Source organism: Psychrobacter sp. DAB_AL32B, assembly GCF_002224105.1.
Classification (GTDB): domain Bacteria; phylum Pseudomonadota; class Gammaproteobacteria; order Pseudomonadales; family Moraxellaceae; genus Psychrobacter.
The window spans coordinates 16,881-34,262 of sequence record NZ_NEXU01000010.1; the positions used below are offsets into that span (position 1 = coordinate 16,881).

General features: G+C 42.8%; 11 protein-coding genes, 2 tRNA genes and 3 pseudogenes. 5 read left to right on the forward strand and 11 right to left on the reverse strand.

The window, feature by feature from the left end:
• The first annotated feature begins 2 nt into the window (after positions 1-2).
• Together CAN34_RS01070 and CAN34_RS01075 are read left to right on the forward strand one after the other, a co-directional pair.
• Positions 3-1,469, forward strand: coding sequence for a hypothetical protein (locus tag CAN34_RS01070; RefSeq protein ID WP_089554070.1), 1,467 nt, complete (start codon positions 3-5; stop codon positions 1,467-1,469).
• Positions 1,469-1,900 (forward strand): hypothetical protein, encoded by a 432-nt coding sequence (locus CAN34_RS01075; protein ID WP_089554071.1) that lies wholly within the window; start codon positions 1,469-1,471, stop codon positions 1,898-1,900. Before CAN34_RS01070 ends, CAN34_RS01075 begins: the two co-directional genes overlap by 1 nt.
• Positions 1,901-2,046: 146 nt before the next feature.
• Here CAN34_RS01075 and CAN34_RS01080 read toward each other — a convergent pair.
• Positions 2,047-2,884: pseudogene (locus CAN34_RS01080) on the reverse strand (IS3 family transposase); the annotation flags it as partial.
• 89 nt (positions 2,885-2,973) lie between these two features.
• On the opposite strand from CAN34_RS01080, the pseudogene CAN34_RS01085 reads away from it, so the two are divergent.
• A pseudogene (locus CAN34_RS01085) lies at positions 2,974-3,724 on the forward strand (IS5 family transposase).
• Positions 3,725-3,735: 11 nt separating this feature from the next.
• Here the strand turns inward: CAN34_RS01085 and CAN34_RS14355 are convergent.
• The 7 genes and pseudogenes from CAN34_RS14355 to CAN34_RS01120 all read right to left on the reverse strand — a co-directional run.
• Positions 3,736-4,130, reverse strand: a pseudogene (locus CAN34_RS14355) (transposase); the annotation flags it as partial.
• Between the two features lie 239 nt (positions 4,131-4,369).
• Positions 4,370-4,456: transfer RNA gene (locus tag CAN34_RS01095), tRNA-Leu, on the reverse strand.
• 138 nt (positions 4,457-4,594) lie between these two features.
• Positions 4,595-4,668: transfer RNA gene (locus CAN34_RS01100), tRNA-Cys, on the reverse strand.
• Positions 4,669-4,882: 214 nt separating this feature from the next.
• Positions 4,883-5,941: a formate dehydrogenase accessory sulfurtransferase FdhD gene (locus tag CAN34_RS01105; protein ID WP_089554072.1), complete on the reverse strand. Its 1,059-nt coding sequence runs from the start codon at positions 5,939-5,941 to the stop codon at positions 4,883-4,885.
• Positions 5,942-6,001: 60 nt separating this feature from the next.
• Positions 6,002-8,344 (reverse strand): FdhF/YdeP family oxidoreductase, encoded by a 2,343-nt coding sequence (locus CAN34_RS01110; RefSeq protein ID WP_089554073.1) that lies wholly within the window; start codon positions 8,342-8,344, stop codon positions 6,002-6,004.
• 224 nt (positions 8,345-8,568) lie between these two features.
• Positions 8,569-9,516, reverse strand: a complete 948-nt coding sequence (locus CAN34_RS01115) for a c-type cytochrome (RefSeq protein ID WP_174668330.1) — start codon at positions 9,514-9,516, stop codon at positions 8,569-8,571.
• Positions 9,516-10,901, reverse strand: coding sequence for a cytochrome c (locus tag CAN34_RS01120; RefSeq protein ID WP_089554074.1), 1,386 nt, complete (start codon positions 10,899-10,901; stop codon positions 9,516-9,518). Before CAN34_RS01120 ends, CAN34_RS01115 begins: the two co-directional genes overlap by 1 nt.
• A gap of 173 nt (positions 10,902-11,074) precedes the next feature.
• On the opposite strand from CAN34_RS01120, the gene CAN34_RS01125 reads away from it, so the two are divergent.
• Together CAN34_RS01125 and CAN34_RS01130 are read left to right on the forward strand one after the other, a co-directional pair.
• Positions 11,075-13,216, forward strand: a complete 2,142-nt coding sequence (locus CAN34_RS01125; protein WP_089554075.1) for a PhnD/SsuA/transferrin family substrate-binding protein — start codon at positions 11,075-11,077, stop codon at positions 13,214-13,216.
• A 3-nt stretch (positions 13,217-13,219) separates the two neighbouring features.
• Positions 13,220-13,834 (forward strand): response regulator transcription factor, encoded by a 615-nt coding sequence (locus CAN34_RS01130; RefSeq protein ID WP_089554076.1) that lies wholly within the window; start codon positions 13,220-13,222, stop codon positions 13,832-13,834.
• A gap of 157 nt (positions 13,835-13,991) precedes the next feature.
• On the opposite strand, the gene CAN34_RS01135 is transcribed toward CAN34_RS01130, so the two are convergent.
• The 3 genes from CAN34_RS01135 to CAN34_RS01145 form a co-directional block, all read right to left on the reverse strand.
• Complete coding sequence (locus CAN34_RS01135) at positions 13,992-14,786, reverse strand: ABC transporter ATP-binding protein (protein ID WP_089554077.1); 795 nt, start codon at positions 14,784-14,786, stop codon at positions 13,992-13,994.
• 84 nt (positions 14,787-14,870) lie between these two features.
• The gene (locus CAN34_RS01140) at positions 14,871-15,770 is read right to left on the reverse strand and encodes an ABC transporter permease (protein WP_089554078.1); all 900 of its coding nucleotides are present in this window, start codon (positions 15,768-15,770) and stop codon (positions 14,871-14,873) included.
• 457 nt (positions 15,771-16,227) lie between these two features.
• The gene (locus tag CAN34_RS01145) at positions 16,228-17,253 is read right to left on the reverse strand and encodes an ABC transporter substrate-binding protein (protein ID WP_089554079.1); all 1,026 of its coding nucleotides are present in this window, start codon (positions 17,251-17,253) and stop codon (positions 16,228-16,230) included.
• Positions 17,254-17,382: the final 129 nt, after the last annotated feature.

Here is a 17,382-nt window from a genome sequence, read left to right on the forward strand (position 1 = left end):
TTATGGCAACTCAATATACAGGATTAATATTTAAAGTACCCAGCACGGTAGACATTCATAAGTTCCGTTATGACTTAATAATAAAATATAAATCCGGTGAAGCAACACATCAAAGAACAACAGGTACTAAAACAAAAGAATATAAAAACCAAAATTTCAACGTTCAGTATAAAACTTTAGAGCGTCAGTTGCCTAAAGGGTCATTTGAACAGATAAATTATCTTATTCGAGTGAATGGAAAGCTGGTAAAGAACATTTCTGCTACACCAAACAAGAGCAAAGGAGTATTTCGTGAATATGAGTTAAAGACCACTATTGCAGGAACCAAAAAAGATCCAAATACTATTAGGAAGTTATTGATTGATACTACTGAGGTTGGGTGGATAATAATCGATAAGCAGTATTCAATTGAAAGCTTTCTTAAAAAAATATATAAAAATGAGCCTACAGATAAAGAAGAAAGTATATTTCGATCAAATAATTCGCATTTAACTGGTACACCAGTTCTTAGCTTACAGCCCGGTGACTTCGTAATATTATCGAATACGTCAAATGATAAGAACAAAGAACTAGCGAAAATGAAAAAAGATGCTAAGGCTGCCAAAATAGAATTTGATAAAGTAAAGAAAGAACTAGAGTTTAATCCTGAAAGGTTTGCATCTAATGCAGATTTTTTACATGATATGTTAAGAAAAGTAGATTATGTAGCTTTGACTAAAGATGAAGTGAAAAATGCAGATAAACCATCAAATGGTTTTAACTATGCAGCAATCCCTGCCGGTATTTCTCAGGGTATCATAACATTTAATGAAACTAATAATGCTAAAGTTACAGAAGCCTATACTAGACTCGTAGAGGCTTATGAAGATGCAAGAAAAACAACTTATGATAAGCATGGTAAGCCAGTAAAATCTAAGCTTGATAATCCTAAGAAGTTTAATTCATTCAGACAATCCTATCCTAAGTTAATTAAAGATTTTGATAATGCATTTTCTCAAAGTTATTTTAAGTACGAAACAGGTCTCACCGCCAGTAATATTAGAAAGCAGGTTAGAAAAGATGTGATCATAAGGTCTTCAAGATATAAGGGAGGAATCGGTGCTTATGTTAAAAACTTTAAGAAACTGGGAAAGATGACTAAAATAGTAGAGGGTGGAGGAAATATTCTTGTAGCAGTCAGTATTGGCGATGCAACTATGAATGTAAAGGAGGCATATGATTCGGGTGATATCGATCATATTAGGAAGACCGTCATTACAGAGACATTAAAGCTGGAAGGAGGTTTGGCAGGTGGTTGGGTGGGTGGAGCAGGTGGGGCGGCTCTAGCTACTGCCGTCATAGGTGTGGGAACGGGGGGAGTTGGGTTTATAGTGATTGGTGTAGTTGCTGCTGGTTTTGGAGTTGCAGGTGGGATTTTAGGTAGTATGGGCGGGGAAGAAGTAGCTGATTTGATTAATGAGAGAATCTGATGGATTGGAAAAATATCATAGAGTGGACTGCTATTATCTCATGGTTAGGAGGTATTATCATTTGGATGATTTCACATCAAATGGCGATTAGCCATACACAAAAGAATTTAAAGTCTTTATGTAAGTATCTCTATGGCTATGAGAGTCGTTATAAGAGCAAACTAAATATGTATGAGATGTTATTCATGACTTCAATCGCTAATGTTATATTTTATCAATATCATCTCATATATAAAAGAAAGGGGTATTTTCCGATGTTCAAGAAAGGAAAAGGTTCTATGTATCCTAATCTCACAGAAGAGACGGCTCTGTTGATAATCAAAAATAATTACAAATGGCTAGTCTTAAATGTCTTGTCTCTTGGCTTAGGTCTTTTTTGGTTGTTTGGTAGCAGTTTTTTTATTTGGTTAGCAAAGCAAGTAGGTAATTAGTTAATTAGTTAATATAGAGCTAAATTATCGTCCTAGCATCAAGTAGGACATCCAAGCTAGAATTTGACCAAATACTACTACCTTGTGTCTCATACGAAACTGACCCCTGCCGTCAAATCCGTACAGTTAAACTTGGGAGATTTTGATTACGCAGCTTGACGATAAAAGTCAAACCATACCTGTCTTGGCGATTTATAGCCCAAACCCTTTTGAATTCTCGTTCCACTGCGAGCACAGCTCTTGCTTTGCTAATCGCTTCTCATTGTAGTACAGCTCAATATAACCAATAAGATCGCTAATGGCATCCAACCTTGTTCCATAATTTTGTTGATACACAAGCTTTCTATCGGTGCGTTGTCGAAACAGTTACCCTTGCCACTCATTGAGCCTTTAAACTGATGTTGCTTAATTATTTTATGATAAGCATGGCTATAGTACTGACTGCCTCTATCAGAGTGCACAATTAGCCCTTGGCTTGGTCGTTTATTCTTGATTGCCATGTTCAATGAATTGCAAACTAAATCAGCGATCATGCGCTTATTAATAGCATAGCCGACAAGCTCTTTGGTGTATAAGTCTTTGACCCCTGCTAAGTACAACCAGCCCTCATTTGTCCAGATATAAGTAATGTCACTGACCCACGCTTCATTAGGACGCTTAGCATCAAACTGCTGATCCAGCACGTTTGGATAGACAAGTTTGTTATGACCGGAGTCAGTAGTGACTTTAAAGCGCTTGTGGCGACCGCATTTGATGCCGTGCTCTTCTTTGATACGTCTGACCATGTACAAGCTAATGTCATGGCCTTGCTCTTATTAGCTTTGCATGCAGTCAATCAACACCATAACGTTCTTTAGTTTCACTGTGAGAGGCTTTAACTAATAGCTCACAGTGGTTACGGTGTATCTGCTGGTCGCTGATGTTACGACTTACCCAGTCATAGTAGCTTGAGGGCTTTATGTTTAATACACGGCACGTAGTAGTAAAACTAGGGCGTATCCCTAATTGGAAAAAGGGATGATATTCGCTAAAATAATGCCTATATTTTAGCGATCGATAGGTATTCAGGAAAGATGGCCAGACAAGCATTAACCGATAATCTCTGGGAACAGCTACTAGTGACTATGGCGCAACATGGTTGCTATCAAAAAGATAAGAACCGCGAAGTGATGGAACTATTCTTTGGAAGCTCCGTACAGGCGCTCCTTGGCGTGACATACCTAGAGAGTTATGCCCGTGGAAGACCGCTTACAACCGTTTTAATCGCTGGTCAAAGACGGGTTTGTGGGAGAAATTTTTTTTAGCCTTTGAGCAGAAATTGATACGGAATGGGTATTCATCGACGGAAGTTATATACGCTGTCACCAGCATGCAAGTGGAGCTCGGCTTGGTGAAGATCGAGCAATTGGACAAAGCCGTGGTGGAGCAACTACAAAGATACACCTATCCTGTGATGCCGATGGATATCCGCTCGATTTTAAAATCACTGGAGGTGAAGTCCATGACAGTCAAGTTGCAGGTGAATTGATTGAGCTCATAGGTCAAGCCGACTACTTTATTGCTGATAAAGGCTATGATTCAGAAGTTATCAGAGACAAAGCTCGTACCCACGATATGGTACCTGTCATCCCTAAAAGAAAAAATGCCAAACAGCCTAATCCAGAATTTGATAGTTATTTATACAAGTTACGTCATTTAGTAGAGAATATGTTTGCGAGACTCAAGCATTTCCGCAGCATCGCGACTCGCTATGAGAAGTTGGCTCGCAACTTCAAGTCCATGCTTTACCTAGCGTGCACTATCATTCATTGCAAGATGAATTGAGGACACGCCCTAAAGAAGTGCTGGTTGTTTTTGATAAAGGCGTACTTCATTGACTGTTTTTCGCAAAGTACGCGGTGGCCTCATTCGAGCATAGCTCTCATCTTGCGTCGGGGCGAAGCAGTGCTTCGCTCTATCCCTCCTCATTTAGTATCTCTCGTTCCTCTTCAGTCACCTTAAGCTGTCGCTTGAGCTGCTTGATTTCCTGAAGAGCCGCCATAAGCTCAGGATTGTATTGTTCTGTGCCGACAAGCTTGCCTTGATTAGCTTTATTGTGTCAATTGGATAACGTTTGTATGGCTATGCCTAGCTGTTTTGCAGTCGCTGAAATATTACCGTTATTGTCCGCTATCTTCTTAACAGCTTCTGCTTTAAATTCTGTGCTATAAGTTCTAATTTTCTTCGTCATGGTAAACTCCTCATCGAGTCGTCAGTTTACCAAGTTTAGTTGTACGGCTGCTTCAGCATAGCTCAAATTGTTAATATAGCCTATTACCCTATACGTGAGAAGGGCATCTAACAGTAAAATTGGCCAGTTAATAGCAGATTGTCTTAGGGAGGAGGAGTCTAAAGAGGAATGTTAGTTTAATAAGAGAGTATATAGAATAAGAAAAAGGCCTCCAATTGCTTGGAGGCCTTTTAATATAATGGTACCCGGAGCCGGACTTGAACCGGCACGCTATTGCTAGCGAGGGATTTTAAATCCCTTGTGTCTACCAATTTCACCACCCGGGCAAAACTTGTATTATCTGCTAAGTAAGCGCTAATAAATAAGCATTTTACTTGTTAGATAGTGGTCGCTATTATAAGCATTTACGTTGATAAAGCAAGCTAAAATTAACGTAATACTAATAAATTTTTTAACTAAATAATTGGAGGCTGAGGTCGGAATCGAACCGGCGTTAACGGAGTTGCAGTCCGCTGCATGACCACTCTGCCACCCAGCCAATCAAGGATGCCTATATTAGCAAAAATAATTTAAATTACAAGTCCTTTTTTAATTAAAAGCTGCTTATTTACTAAGTTGTCATAATTTGATCCTATATTAACGGTTATTCAGACCATTTATGACTCAGATAGAGCCATTGCTGAACTTTTTGGTAATGAGAAGTTAAAGTAAACAGTTTAATCGAAGGTTAAAGTGACAAAGAGTGCGATGTCTTAAAAGTCTGTATGACCTGTATAATAAGTGACGCGGTCATCACGTAAAAAACCAGCCAGCCCCAATCGATAACGCTCAGCGACACGTACCGCTGTACTTGTCGGTGCGGACATGCCAATTAGCCAAGATATGTGGCTACGAATGGATTTTTGTATCAGTTCGATAGATAGCCGTGAGGTCATCACCACACAGACAACATCTGCTTTATGGCGCAGTTGCCAGCCGATAAGTTTATCGAGTGCATTATGACGTCCCACATCTTCAAATAGATACAACTGCTGCTCGTGCATAGTTGCAGCAGCATGAACAGCGCCTGTCAATTGATGAGTATGTTGTGCAGCATTTACTTGTGCGCGTATTGCAAGCAAACTATCGAGACTAGGCATCGTTACTGTGAGAGACTGTTTCTTATGTCGCTCATTTTTCATATAGCTACTTAAATCGGGCAGTGCTTGCGTCAGTCCTGTTATACCGCACATGCCACATCCTGTGCGCCCTGCGAGCTGGCGCCTTTGTGCTTGAATACGCTGATGACAGCGCTGGTTTAATACCAATTCCACCATATAGACATCATAGTCTTGTAGCTGCTCTGAGAGCGGATTTACGCTCATTGGCTCATCGGTTACATTGTGAGTAAAAAATGCTTCGGTAAAAGAATTTTGAATGAAAGAATCTTGATAACTTTCAGCGTCTGTCAATTGGCTCACATTCCAATCTAATAGCTCATGGCTATGCTGAATCAAACCTTCACTATATAAAAAACCGATGGCAAGGTATTCAAGCTGATAGGGGCTTGCCATCAGTATCGCATAATGAATACCATTAATAACAATCGCAACCGCTGCCTCAACTGCCAACATCGCTGACTTATCATCAATATGAATCTGCTCAGTTTTAGACAGGCTATTTGAATCAGTATCTGGTGAATAACTATGTTTTTGCGCCAAATGTAGACGTGATAGTGGCACTGTCTGCGCATCCACTAAAGCCTCAGGCGCATTATTTACAGAGTTGTCTACAGAGGTATCTTCTGAAGCTAAGTTGTTTTTTTTGGCCATTATGAGTGCTTATTATCCTTTGTTATCAATAAAATAATGATTCTCGTCTATAAATATATCTTAAGCAGAGCTTGCTATACTGCCTTGATGAATACGCTCTAATACGACGGTAACAGATTTATAGGCAGGCGTTCTCGAGTCTGGCGCATGGCTATCTAAATCGATAAGGTCGTTACATTCAGGATAATAGGTCGCAACCGCATTAGCTGCGATATCCATCTCAGTGAGTATCAAAGGTCCTAATGTACGTTGCTGATCTTTACTGTCTTGACGCGAAACCAGCACTTGATCGCCTTTTTGCCAACCCAAGCGGCTCATCTCATCCGGATGCATAAACAAAACATCACGACGATCTGTTTGCCGGTAGCGATCTTGGAAGCCAAATATCATGGTGTTAAATTGGTCATGGCTACGGACACTGGTCAGTTGCCACACTTTTTGCTCAGGGTTTTGATTATTATTAGAATTTTTACTGTCTTTGATATGATGCTGATAGGTTGACGTTGTCTGCGCCATTTGTGCGGCAACATAAGTAATCGGATATTGCGGTACTTCAAACTGCGCTTTACCACTGTCAGTATTCCACACGCGATGACGCGCAGGATGATACAAATGGAAGCCGCGCTCAGCGGCACGAATACGCTGATTAAAATTCTCAAAACCGTCAATGGCTTCAGCAATATAATCCCGGACGATATCGAAATCAGTACTCATCGCTTGCCAAGGAATGGATGATTCAGACCCGAGGACGTGAGTCGCCATATCTGCGACGATTTGCGCTTCGGATTTTAGCGTCTCACTGATTGGCTCAAGGCGACCTTGAGTAGGCACAACCTGGCACATCGAATCCTCAATCGTCGCAAATTGCTCACCCTTCACGGTCATTAAGCGTTCGGTTCTACCTAGGCAGGGCAGGATTAGATTGTTTTTACCCGGGTATAGCATGGTTTCATTCAGTTTGGTTGCCACAAAAACATTGAGTTGGGTATCGGTTAGTGCGTTTTGAATCGCACTCTTATCCGGTGCTGCAACCGCATAATTGCCGCCCATACTGATAAAAGCCTTAATTGTCCCTTGCATCAGTGCCTTTGCCCCTGCAATGACATCAAGACCATGCTCTTGCGGCATAGGATGCTTAAAAACGCGCTCAAGACTATCAAGTAGGCTTTGTTTGGGGCGCTCATGGATACCCATAGTGCGATCGCCCTGCACATTAGAGTGTCCACGAACTGGTGACGCGCCTGCACCATCAATGCCAATCATACCCATCAGCAGCAACAAATTAGTAATCATGGCGACATTATCCTCACCCTGAACGTGCTGGGTGATGCCCATACCCCACGTACAAATCGTCGCTGGACTATCAGCTACCAGTTTTGCAAGATTAATAATTTCTGCTTTACTAATGCCGCAGCCGCGTTCGACATCCGTCCAAGACTGCTGACGTAGCCAAGTGTCTAAAGCATCATACCCTGAAGTCTGGTTTTCGATAAAATCGCTATTGATTCTATCGTTTTTGGTGAGCCATTTAGCCAAACCTGTTAATAGCGCGACATCACCACCGATTTGAACTTGAATGACTTCATCGACCATCTCATCGCTTTGTCCTGCTGCCATATGGGTTGGTTTTTGCGGATTCCTAAACTTGCTTAGACCTTGTTCGCGCATCGGATTGATAGCAATAATGCGGCAGCCTTGTTTATGAGCGTGGGCGAGCATCTCAAGCATACGAGGATGGTTAGTGGCAGGGTTTTGCCCGAACAGCATAATCAGCTTAGCCTGTTCAAAATCCTCCAGCACTACCGTGGCTTTACCAACCCCTAACTGCTTACCGAGCATCACTGAGGTTGGCTCGTGACACATATTAGAGCAATCGGGTAAATTATTAGTACCAAAACAGCGCACAAATAGTTGAAACATAAATGCCGGCTCATTGGTCACCCGTCCTGAGGTATAAAACAGCGCTTCGTCTGGTGAATCAAGCTGTTGCAATTGCTCAGCAATACACACATAAGCATCTTCCCAAGAAATCGCTAGGTAACGGTCTTGTGCCGCATCATAGTATAAGGGTTCTGATAAGCGTCCACTATGCTCAAGCTCATAGCCTGACCAGCCTTGTAGTGCTGTTACGGTATGCTTGGCAAAGAAGGCCGCATCTGCCCGCGTAGACATGGTTTCGCTGGCAATGACTTTGATGCCGTTTTCACAAACATCAATGGCTTTATGGCTTTTATGATCGGGCCATGCGCAGCCCGGACAATCAAAGCCACCTTTCGGCTGATTGCTATGTAACACACTGATGCTGCCACGCAAAAAAGCCTTGTAGTCCATCAGCTTACGAGTAGACGAAATCAGCGCAGGCCAACCGGCAGCAGGGTGAGCATAAACAGGAATCTTGCGCATAACAAACCTCATAGGCGAATGGCGATAAATAACAGCGAATGTATTAAAAGCAGCTATCTTAAAAGGCTCTATATTAAGAGCTATTAAGGACTACTATATAATGGCTTGCATAAAACTTTTACTATCATTACCTATGAATAACAAAAAACCTCAAAGCAAATCATGCATTTGAGGTTTTGTGTGGACAGCATTGTTAGAATAATTGACTAGATTATAAATGAAATCTAATAGCGAGCATCTTTTGGTCTTGGCACTGTTGGCCAATCGCCATCTTTTTTAGCAAAGTCAGGGCGCGGTTGATGGGTAAAGAACTCAGCCACATCGATAGCGTCCTGATCACTTAAGACGTTACCGTGACCCCATAAACCTTTGGTTTGGATGCCCATTGGCATATTGTATTTTACAAAGGCGGCAGCCTTATAAGTACGTGCCATACCTGCACCAATATTAAAGGATTCATCACCCCATAATGGTGGGAAGACGATATCGCCGCGGCTGTCTTTGATACCTTCACCGTTATCACCATGACAAGTGGCACACTGAGCGGCGTAAATCTTTTCGCCATGGACAGGGTCGGGTATCAAGGATTCATCAACTTTACCAGCGTTATCAATATTAACCTTTTGGGCTTTAGGCGTCTTCTGTGATAACCATTCCATATACGCCAAAATAGCGAGCATTTCATCTGATTCGGGTTTTAGAGGTTTACCATTCATAGAGCGCTGGAAGCAACCATTGACGCGTTTGGTTAAATCAATCTCTACACCAGCCCGTGGCATCACTCGTGGGTAGAAGTTATGACTGTTGATATATGGGTCGCCAAGTGGGATTTTACCTTGGGCGATATGACAGCTGTTACAGTTCATCTCAGCGCCGACATTATCAGGTAATAGACGTTTGGTTTCGTTCAGTAAGCGTTTACCATAGATAATTTGTTCGGCGTTGGGTTCATCGGCAATAGAAGTATCTTGTGGCAGTACATAAGAGCCGATATCTTCGTTGGCATCGTCAGTGGTGATCAGCTTATATTCGACTGGATTACGCTCGGTAGGTTCTGGCTGTGAGCAGCCACCGATACTGACAGCAAGCACAGCGGCAGTAAGCACCGCTATAGAAAATCTGCGAGGGGCAACGCCAGCAATATTGGACAAGTTGTGTGGTAATTTATTCATTATTTCGCTCCTTTTGCAGCAGCATCGAGACCATCGAGACTTAGGTCTGGGGCAATATCAGTGCCTGTTTTTGGCTTTTTGGCGAGGAATGCTCGCATTTTTACCACATCATTGACGGTAATTTCAGGGGCTTGATTGGTCCAGCTATTACGCACGTAGTTGACCACTTCGGCGATATCAGCATCGGCTAGATTGGTAAACTCAGGCATGGTAAAAGCCATACGGTCATGCGGCGTCTCAGGCATACGGCCCCCACCTAGGGTGATTTGTAGCACAGAGTCAGCTTCTTTAGCATAGACAGCGCTATTGCCATCGAGTGCTGGGAAGATACGCGGAACCCCTTTACCATCAGCACGGTGACAGACGGTACAATATTCTACATAGAGTAGTGCGCCACGTGAGTCATAGTTACCATCTAATAATTTTTGCGTCGTAATATCTTTTTTCACTGGCAGCGTCACTTCTTTATTAGGTGCAGGCGTCAGTGTTTTTAGATACGATGACATGGCATTCAAGTCAGCGTCAGTCATATATTGGGTGCTGTGCTCGACCACTTCTGCCATCGCGCCAAAGGCAGCAGTGGTATCAGTACGACCGGTTTTAAAGAAATCATTGAGCTCAGAGACCGTCCAAGTACCTAAACCACGATGCTCACCACGGATGCTTTTTGCGCGCCAGCCATCAATGACCGCACCGCTTAAATATTCTTCAGAATCCGCATTGGTTAAGGCGATTTCTTGAAAGCCAATACCACGGCCAGTATGACAAGAGCCGCAATGACCAGGGCCTTCAATTAGGTATTGCCCACGTGCTAAAACAGCGTCATCAGTCTCAGGGACAAAGTCGCGTTTACGGTCAAACAATACTTGCCAATAAGCCAGCGGCCAGCGCCAGTTTGCAATCGGTGGTAGCTCACTTTTCATATTGGGCTCATTCACCGCTTTGACATCTGACATAAAGAAGGCATACATCGCTGCTATATCGTCGTCAGGCATGATTTGGTAAGACGGGTAGGGCATAGCAGGATATAGGGCGCTATTGTCACTACGGACGCCGTGCTTGACGGCATTTTTGAAGTCATTAAAGGTATAATTACCAATACCTGTTTCTTTGTCTGGCGTGATATTGGTTGAATAAATCGCACCAAGCGGGGTCAGCATAGGCAAGCCACCCGCATAATCTTCACCACCAAGGGTAGTATGACAAGCGACACAGTCAGCCGTACGTGCAACATAGGCGCCCTGCTTAATTAAGGCAGGGTCAGTAATATTGACCTCAAGGTCACTGTTGGTCGTTCGCATATGCGGCAGTAGTTGTCCGATAATAAAGGCGACTGCCAGTCCGATAACTGCGGCAATAAGTATAATTAATGGCCACTTTTTCACAAGCACGCCCTCCGTAATGAAATAGTTACTGATCTTATTATTAGCACTTCAGATAAAAGGCTACTTGATTAGGCTTAGCTAATTAAAAGATACAATCTTGCTATATAGTATAAGATAAGCCGTAACATAGGCATATTGTGGAAAACCACATTTATTTTAAGGTTTTATAAGTAATGCAAATGCAGTGTGCTAAGCAGCAAGTTTTATGGTTCTTTATACTGCAAGTGATATCTGCCGTCGTGATGATGATTGCAATACTGGCTTTGCTCTTTCATAATCAAGCAAACGCACAAACCTATTATCTGGGTGTACTTGCGCCGCAAGGAGAGTCTGTCGCTCAGCAGCGATGGCAGCCGTGGCTTGATACCCTTAATACTCAGTTATCAGATGACATTGTCGTGCTAGTGCCACTAGCGCTTGAGAATTGGCAGGAACAAATAGAGGCACAACAGTTTGCCTTTGTGCTAGGGCCGCAAGTACAATTCATTAAAATGGACACGATGGGCTGGCGCTGGCTTGCGACCTTGCAAGCGAATACGCAAACGGTAAATTCAAATGAATTTAAAATGTCTGATGTTAAACAAGCTGACTTTAAAACTGATGAGCAATACAAGCTATATAGGCAACTGCAAAACGAGCTTGCGCTAGCTAAGGAAGCTATCGCTGATAAGGTAATAAATCAGCCTAGTGCGATGGAGCAGATTGCCAGTGTTTTGTGGGTAAAAGCGGATAGCGATATTCAGCAATTGCGAGACTTGAAGGAGCGTAAAATAGTCGCCGTTGATAGGGATGCCTTTGCTGGCTATTTACTGGTCGCGCATTTATTACAACAAAATGGGGTACGGCCTAGCGATTATGAGGCCCAGTTTGTCGGCTATCCGATTGAGCTTACGCTAAGTACGCTGGCCAGTGGTGCGGTAGATGCGGCGATAGCGCCATTATGCTTAATGGAAGAGATGGCAAGACAAGGGAAGATTGATCAATCACAGTATCGACCTCTCAACCCAGTCGCAACAGATTCTAATTGTCAGTCTTCAACCAAGATTTATCCCAATTGGACACTAGCCGCAACCAGTCAAGCGCCAATAGCGTTAACCGAGCAGATTAATCAGTATTTATTCGCTGCAGGAGCGCAAAGCAGCAATGGTAGCGCTAATACTGACATTAATAATATTGATGTTACTACTATGCATAATAACGCAGAGTTGCGCTGGCTAGCACCTGAATCAAACAGTGATGCTGAGCGTATATTGTATGAGATGCAGCAACATCCTGCCCAAAAACAGTTAGCGGTACATATTGTAGACTGGATAAAATCACATCGATGGTGGATGAGTATTATCGTTTTTATTATAGTAATATCAACGATTAACTATGGCTGGATGAGTTGGCTGGCATGGCGTCGTCGGCAACAAATACTCGCTCAAAACCGTCTCATTCGTGATTATGACCAGCAATTACGGCAGTCTGAACGTTTTGCGGTCATTGGTGAGATGAGCGGGGCGATTGCCCATGAAATTAATCAGCCGCTTGCCACCATTCAGAACTATGCCCAAGGTTTATTGATTCGTAGCCAAGATAATAGAATGGATAAACAGACAACAGAGAAAGAAACGGTAGAAAATGCCCTACAACAGATTGTAAATGAGACGGAGCGGGCCGCTGACGTAATCAGTAACATTCGACACTGGGCCGGTCGCTCTCAGCCGAATGAAGTTAGCGTTGATATTGCAGCGACTTATGAGCAGTGTATGTTGCTGCTGGGCGAAAAAGCAGTAGGAATTACTTTTTGGTTCGCAAGTGACTACCAGCAATTACGCCTGCCAAGCTTATTATTAGATCAACTGCTGATTAACAGTGTGCTTAATGCCCAGCAGCAGCAGGCAACACATATTATGTTGCGTTGTGAGGTGAAAGAATATAGGGGTGCGCGCTGGCTAGCACTACATGTCACCGATGATGCTGGTGGCTTTAATGATGCCCAACTTATGAAGAATGAGCTAAAGGATAAACCGCACCGTTATGCAAATCAGCAGCATACCCCTCGTTCGACAAAAGCAGATGGCTTAGGGTTGGGCTTGATGATATGCCAGCGTCTATGCAAGTCGCTCGATGGCACAATGGAGATTACCAATGTTAACGCACGGCGTGAGCTTGCTAATATACAGGCGATAGATAGTCATTATCAACACCGCCTAAAGCAGTCCGTTTATAATAAAGCTCATCTGATTCAAACAGAAAGTAGCTATCTATTAACCCATGAGTTGGGCGCGCAAGTGTCCTTTTATTTACCATTATCTTTGGTCATAAGGTAGCGTATGACTTCTTTTGAGGTGCCAAGCGCGCAACTAGTCATTCATATTATTGATGATGAGGAAAGTGTGCGCCATTCGTGTGAGTTTTTGATTAGTAGTTTAGGTTTCCCTACCCAAGTTTGGGATAGTGCCTTAACGTTTTTGCAGCAAGTAGATATCTACGATCCAGCAGTAGTGGTGAGTGATTTGATGCTACCCGATATGAGCGGTCAGGAATTACAAGTGTATCTCAATAAACACGATAGCCCAATCGCATTGATTGCCTTAACCGGTAATGGCGAGATTGCCGATGCAGTCGCTATGCTCAAAAAAGGCGCTGCGGATTATTTAGAAAAACCTATCGGTAGCCGCCGTCTGCAAGAAGCTATTAATAGTGCTCAGACCTTGACCATCAAACGTGCCAAGCTCTACTATATTCGTACACTTTACACGCAGCTGACCGATAAAGAAAGACAGGTCGCCAATGAGCTGATGCAAGGTAATCTTAATAAAATCATCGCTGATCATTTAGATGTGTCTGTACGAACGGTTGAAGTCCATCGCTCGCAAGTGATGAAAAAGATGGAATCACAGCATGTCAGTGAGTTGATTCAAAAGTTGGTTATGCTAGATTCTTAAGCTTTAAGATGAAGTCTTTGAGATGAAGTTTTGAGACATAGCTTATTATTCTTAAATTTTATCCTTTTCCATAAAAACGCCTGCTATTAAGCAGGCGTTTTTGTCTTTTATGAAGCTGAATTTTTAGGGTTTTTTCGCAGCATTTAGCATAAGTTAATTAACTTAGAATCAAACTATCATCGTCAACTTTTTCACCGCGAGTTTGCTCAAACATATCGAGTAAATCATGAACGGTCATACCTTGACGCTTATCCCCTGCGACATCGAGTACTACTTCACCTTGGTGTAGCATCACCGTTCTTGTGCCATGCGCCAAGGCTTGTTGCATAGAATGAGTGACCATCATCGTTGTCAGCTTATTATCCGTCACGATTTTATCGGTTAGCTCTAATACAAAAGCCGCCGTTTTAGGGTCAAGGGCAGCCGTATGCTCGTCTAATAATAAAATCTTAGACGGTTGCAGCGATGCCATCAGTAAGCTGACTGCTTGACGTTGACCACCGGATAACAGTCCCATACGGTCAGTTAGGCGATTCTCTAATCCTAATTTTAGGACAGAAAGTTTTTCACGGAACAGCTCACGATTATTCGGGTTTAGGGCAAAGCTTAGACCACGTTTACCACCGCGTTTATAGGCGAGCGCCATGTTTTCTTCAATCGTTAGCGCTTCACAGGTTCCTGCCATCGGGTCTTGAAATACCCGTGCTACCCAATTGGCACGCTGATGAGCGGTTTTTTTGGTGACATCAATGCCATTAAGTAATATCGAGCCACTATCCACGCGCGTAGTACCGCTGACCGCATTTAAAAAAGTTGATTTGCCTGCGCCATTAGTACCGATAACTGTCACAAATTCGCCATCAGCAATGTTTAAATTGATGCCGCGTAGGGCAGGGTTTTCAATGGGTGTTCCCGGATTAAAGGTCAACCGTAAATCTTTGGCTTGCATCATAATTGTTATTCCTTACGCTTATTCAAACTTGGCGAGCCAAATAATTTTTATTGCTAATCTTATTGCTGTTTGTATTCATTAATCTTAAGCACGTAATTTACGGCTTAAAAACTTGGTTTTGGCTTTTGGTAACACTAAAGCAAATACCACTAATAAGGCAGTGATCAAGTTCAAATCTTGCGGGCCAAAGCCAATACTACGTAAGGTATCGCTCGATAAAGCGACTTGGATAAATAGCTTATACAGTATTGCACCAAGGATAACGGCAATTGTGATCAGCCAAATACGTCTGGCTGGAATGATAGTCTCACCGATGATGACAGCTGCCAGACCAATAACAATCGTACCGATACCAATAGAAATGTCCGCACCGCCTTGGGTTTGGACAAATAATGCCCCTGCTAACGCAATCAGCCCGTTAGAGATTGCCATGCCGATGATGGTCATCCACGAGGTATTGATACCTTGTGCCTGCGCCATGCGTAGGTTTGAGCCAGTCGCGCGCATAGAGAGACCTGTTTCAGTATTATAAAACCAATCTAACAACAGCTTAGCCAGTATCACTACCACGCCAATAATCAAACAGCGCATCCAATAACCATTGCCATCAGTAACCAGTGAGCTAAACACAGTTTTCTCACCTAATAATGGCAAGTTTGGTGCGCCCATAATACGTAGGTTGACAGAATATAGTGCCACCATGACCAAAATACTGGCAAGCAGCTGTAAGATACCCAGCTTGACGTGTAGCCAAGCGGTAACGATACCGGCGACAGAACCTGCAAGCATCCCAAAGGCGCAAGCAAGCCAAGGATTAACACCAGCAACGATAGAGATGCCAGCAACTGCGCCACCCAACGGAAAACTACCGTCAGCTGTTAAGTCAGGAAAATCGAGGGTGCGAAATGAGATCAGGACGCCAAGTGCCACGAGACCATAGATCAGACCACTTTCAAGCGCACCAAAAAAAGCAATTAAGGACATAGGAGATCAATAAGTCATAACCAAGCGTTTAGCGAATAGGCTACGGGTATATATAAATATAAATACCAGAATTATCTATTAGCGTAACGTCTAAGCGGTGAATTTAACAGATTAAACAATCTGCGGTTAGGGTAGACCAAAAGTATTGCAAAAACATATGACAATTAGCTAGCATTATAAGTGATTTTTATTGAAAGCTTGAGTCTAAAACGATCATTTTAAATCGTTGCCAGTTACTCCAGTTACTCCAGTCACTTAAGTTTTAAGTACTTAAAATATAAATACCAAAAAATAAGCCCAGCTGATTGAGCGATAGCTGGGTTATTTGTGTTGAACAGGTTGTAATTAATAGTATTACGATAAAACTAACGACCAGCACGCATTAACTTTTCAATTAGAATGGTTAATTAAGCGTGCTCTATAGCCGTCTATTTTATTCTGTAATTGTTAAAAAGCGCTATTCTACCACTTCTTTAGCTTTATCGATAACAGCTTGCGGTAAAGTTATCCCTTGCTCTTTAGCATGTTTCGGACTGACATATAAGTCAAGAACCTGCGGCGTATATACTGGGATTGCACCTGCTTTTTCACCATTTAAGATGCGTACGACGATTTTGCCAGTTTCACGGCCAAGATCATAATAGTTAACGCCTAATGCAGCAATAGCACCGCGCTCAACTGAGCTGGTATCAGAAGCAATTAACGGGATTTTACTTTCTTTAGCGACTTGGTACAGTGACTCGTAGGCTGAGACGACGTTATTATCCGTTGAGGTATAGATCATATCGACTCTACCTTCAAGGCTACGCGCTGCCATAGCGATATCAGTACTGCGCTGAGCAGGGGCTTCATGTACCTTGATACCAAGTGGTGCTAGTTTCTCTTTTAGGTTTTTTAGGATAATCGTTGAGTTGACTTCACCTGGGCTATAAACGTAACCGACGTTTTTTAAGCTAGGAATGATTTGACGCATCAAGTCGATTTGCGGCTCATAAGGAAGGGCATCAGAACCACCAGTGACGTTAGTGCCAGAACCGTCAAGCTTTGACACCAGTTTAGCTTCAACAGGATCGGTGACTGCTGAGAATACTAAAGGAATACTGCTGGTTGCAGCAGCTACTGACTGGGCTGATGGTGTACCAATAGCAATGATAACGTCTGAATTGTCTGCGACGAATTGTTTTGCAATCTGACCAGCAGTAGCAGTATTACCCTGCGCGCTTTGGAAGTTGACTTTTAAGTTCTCGCCATCTTTAAAGCCAGCATCGTTTAGCTCATCGATAACGCCTTTACGCACGTCATCGAGGGCTGGATGTTCAACGATAGCGGTAATCGCAACCGTTTTCATCGCAGTTTTGGCATCGCCACTAGTCGCAGTGTCATCAGTGCCAGCATCTTTTGCTGGCTGGTTACAACCTGTCAAAATTGCGGTACAAACACCGCCCAATAATAGAGCTTTAGCAAAACGATTTTGATACAACATGGGTCTTACTCCTGAAAATAATAATGTGTCCGTACATTATATAAAAGATAAATAAAGGGTAGTGCTTACAGCGGTTATAAACAGTGCTTGTTATAAGTTATCTATTATCTGTTCATTACTACAATTCCA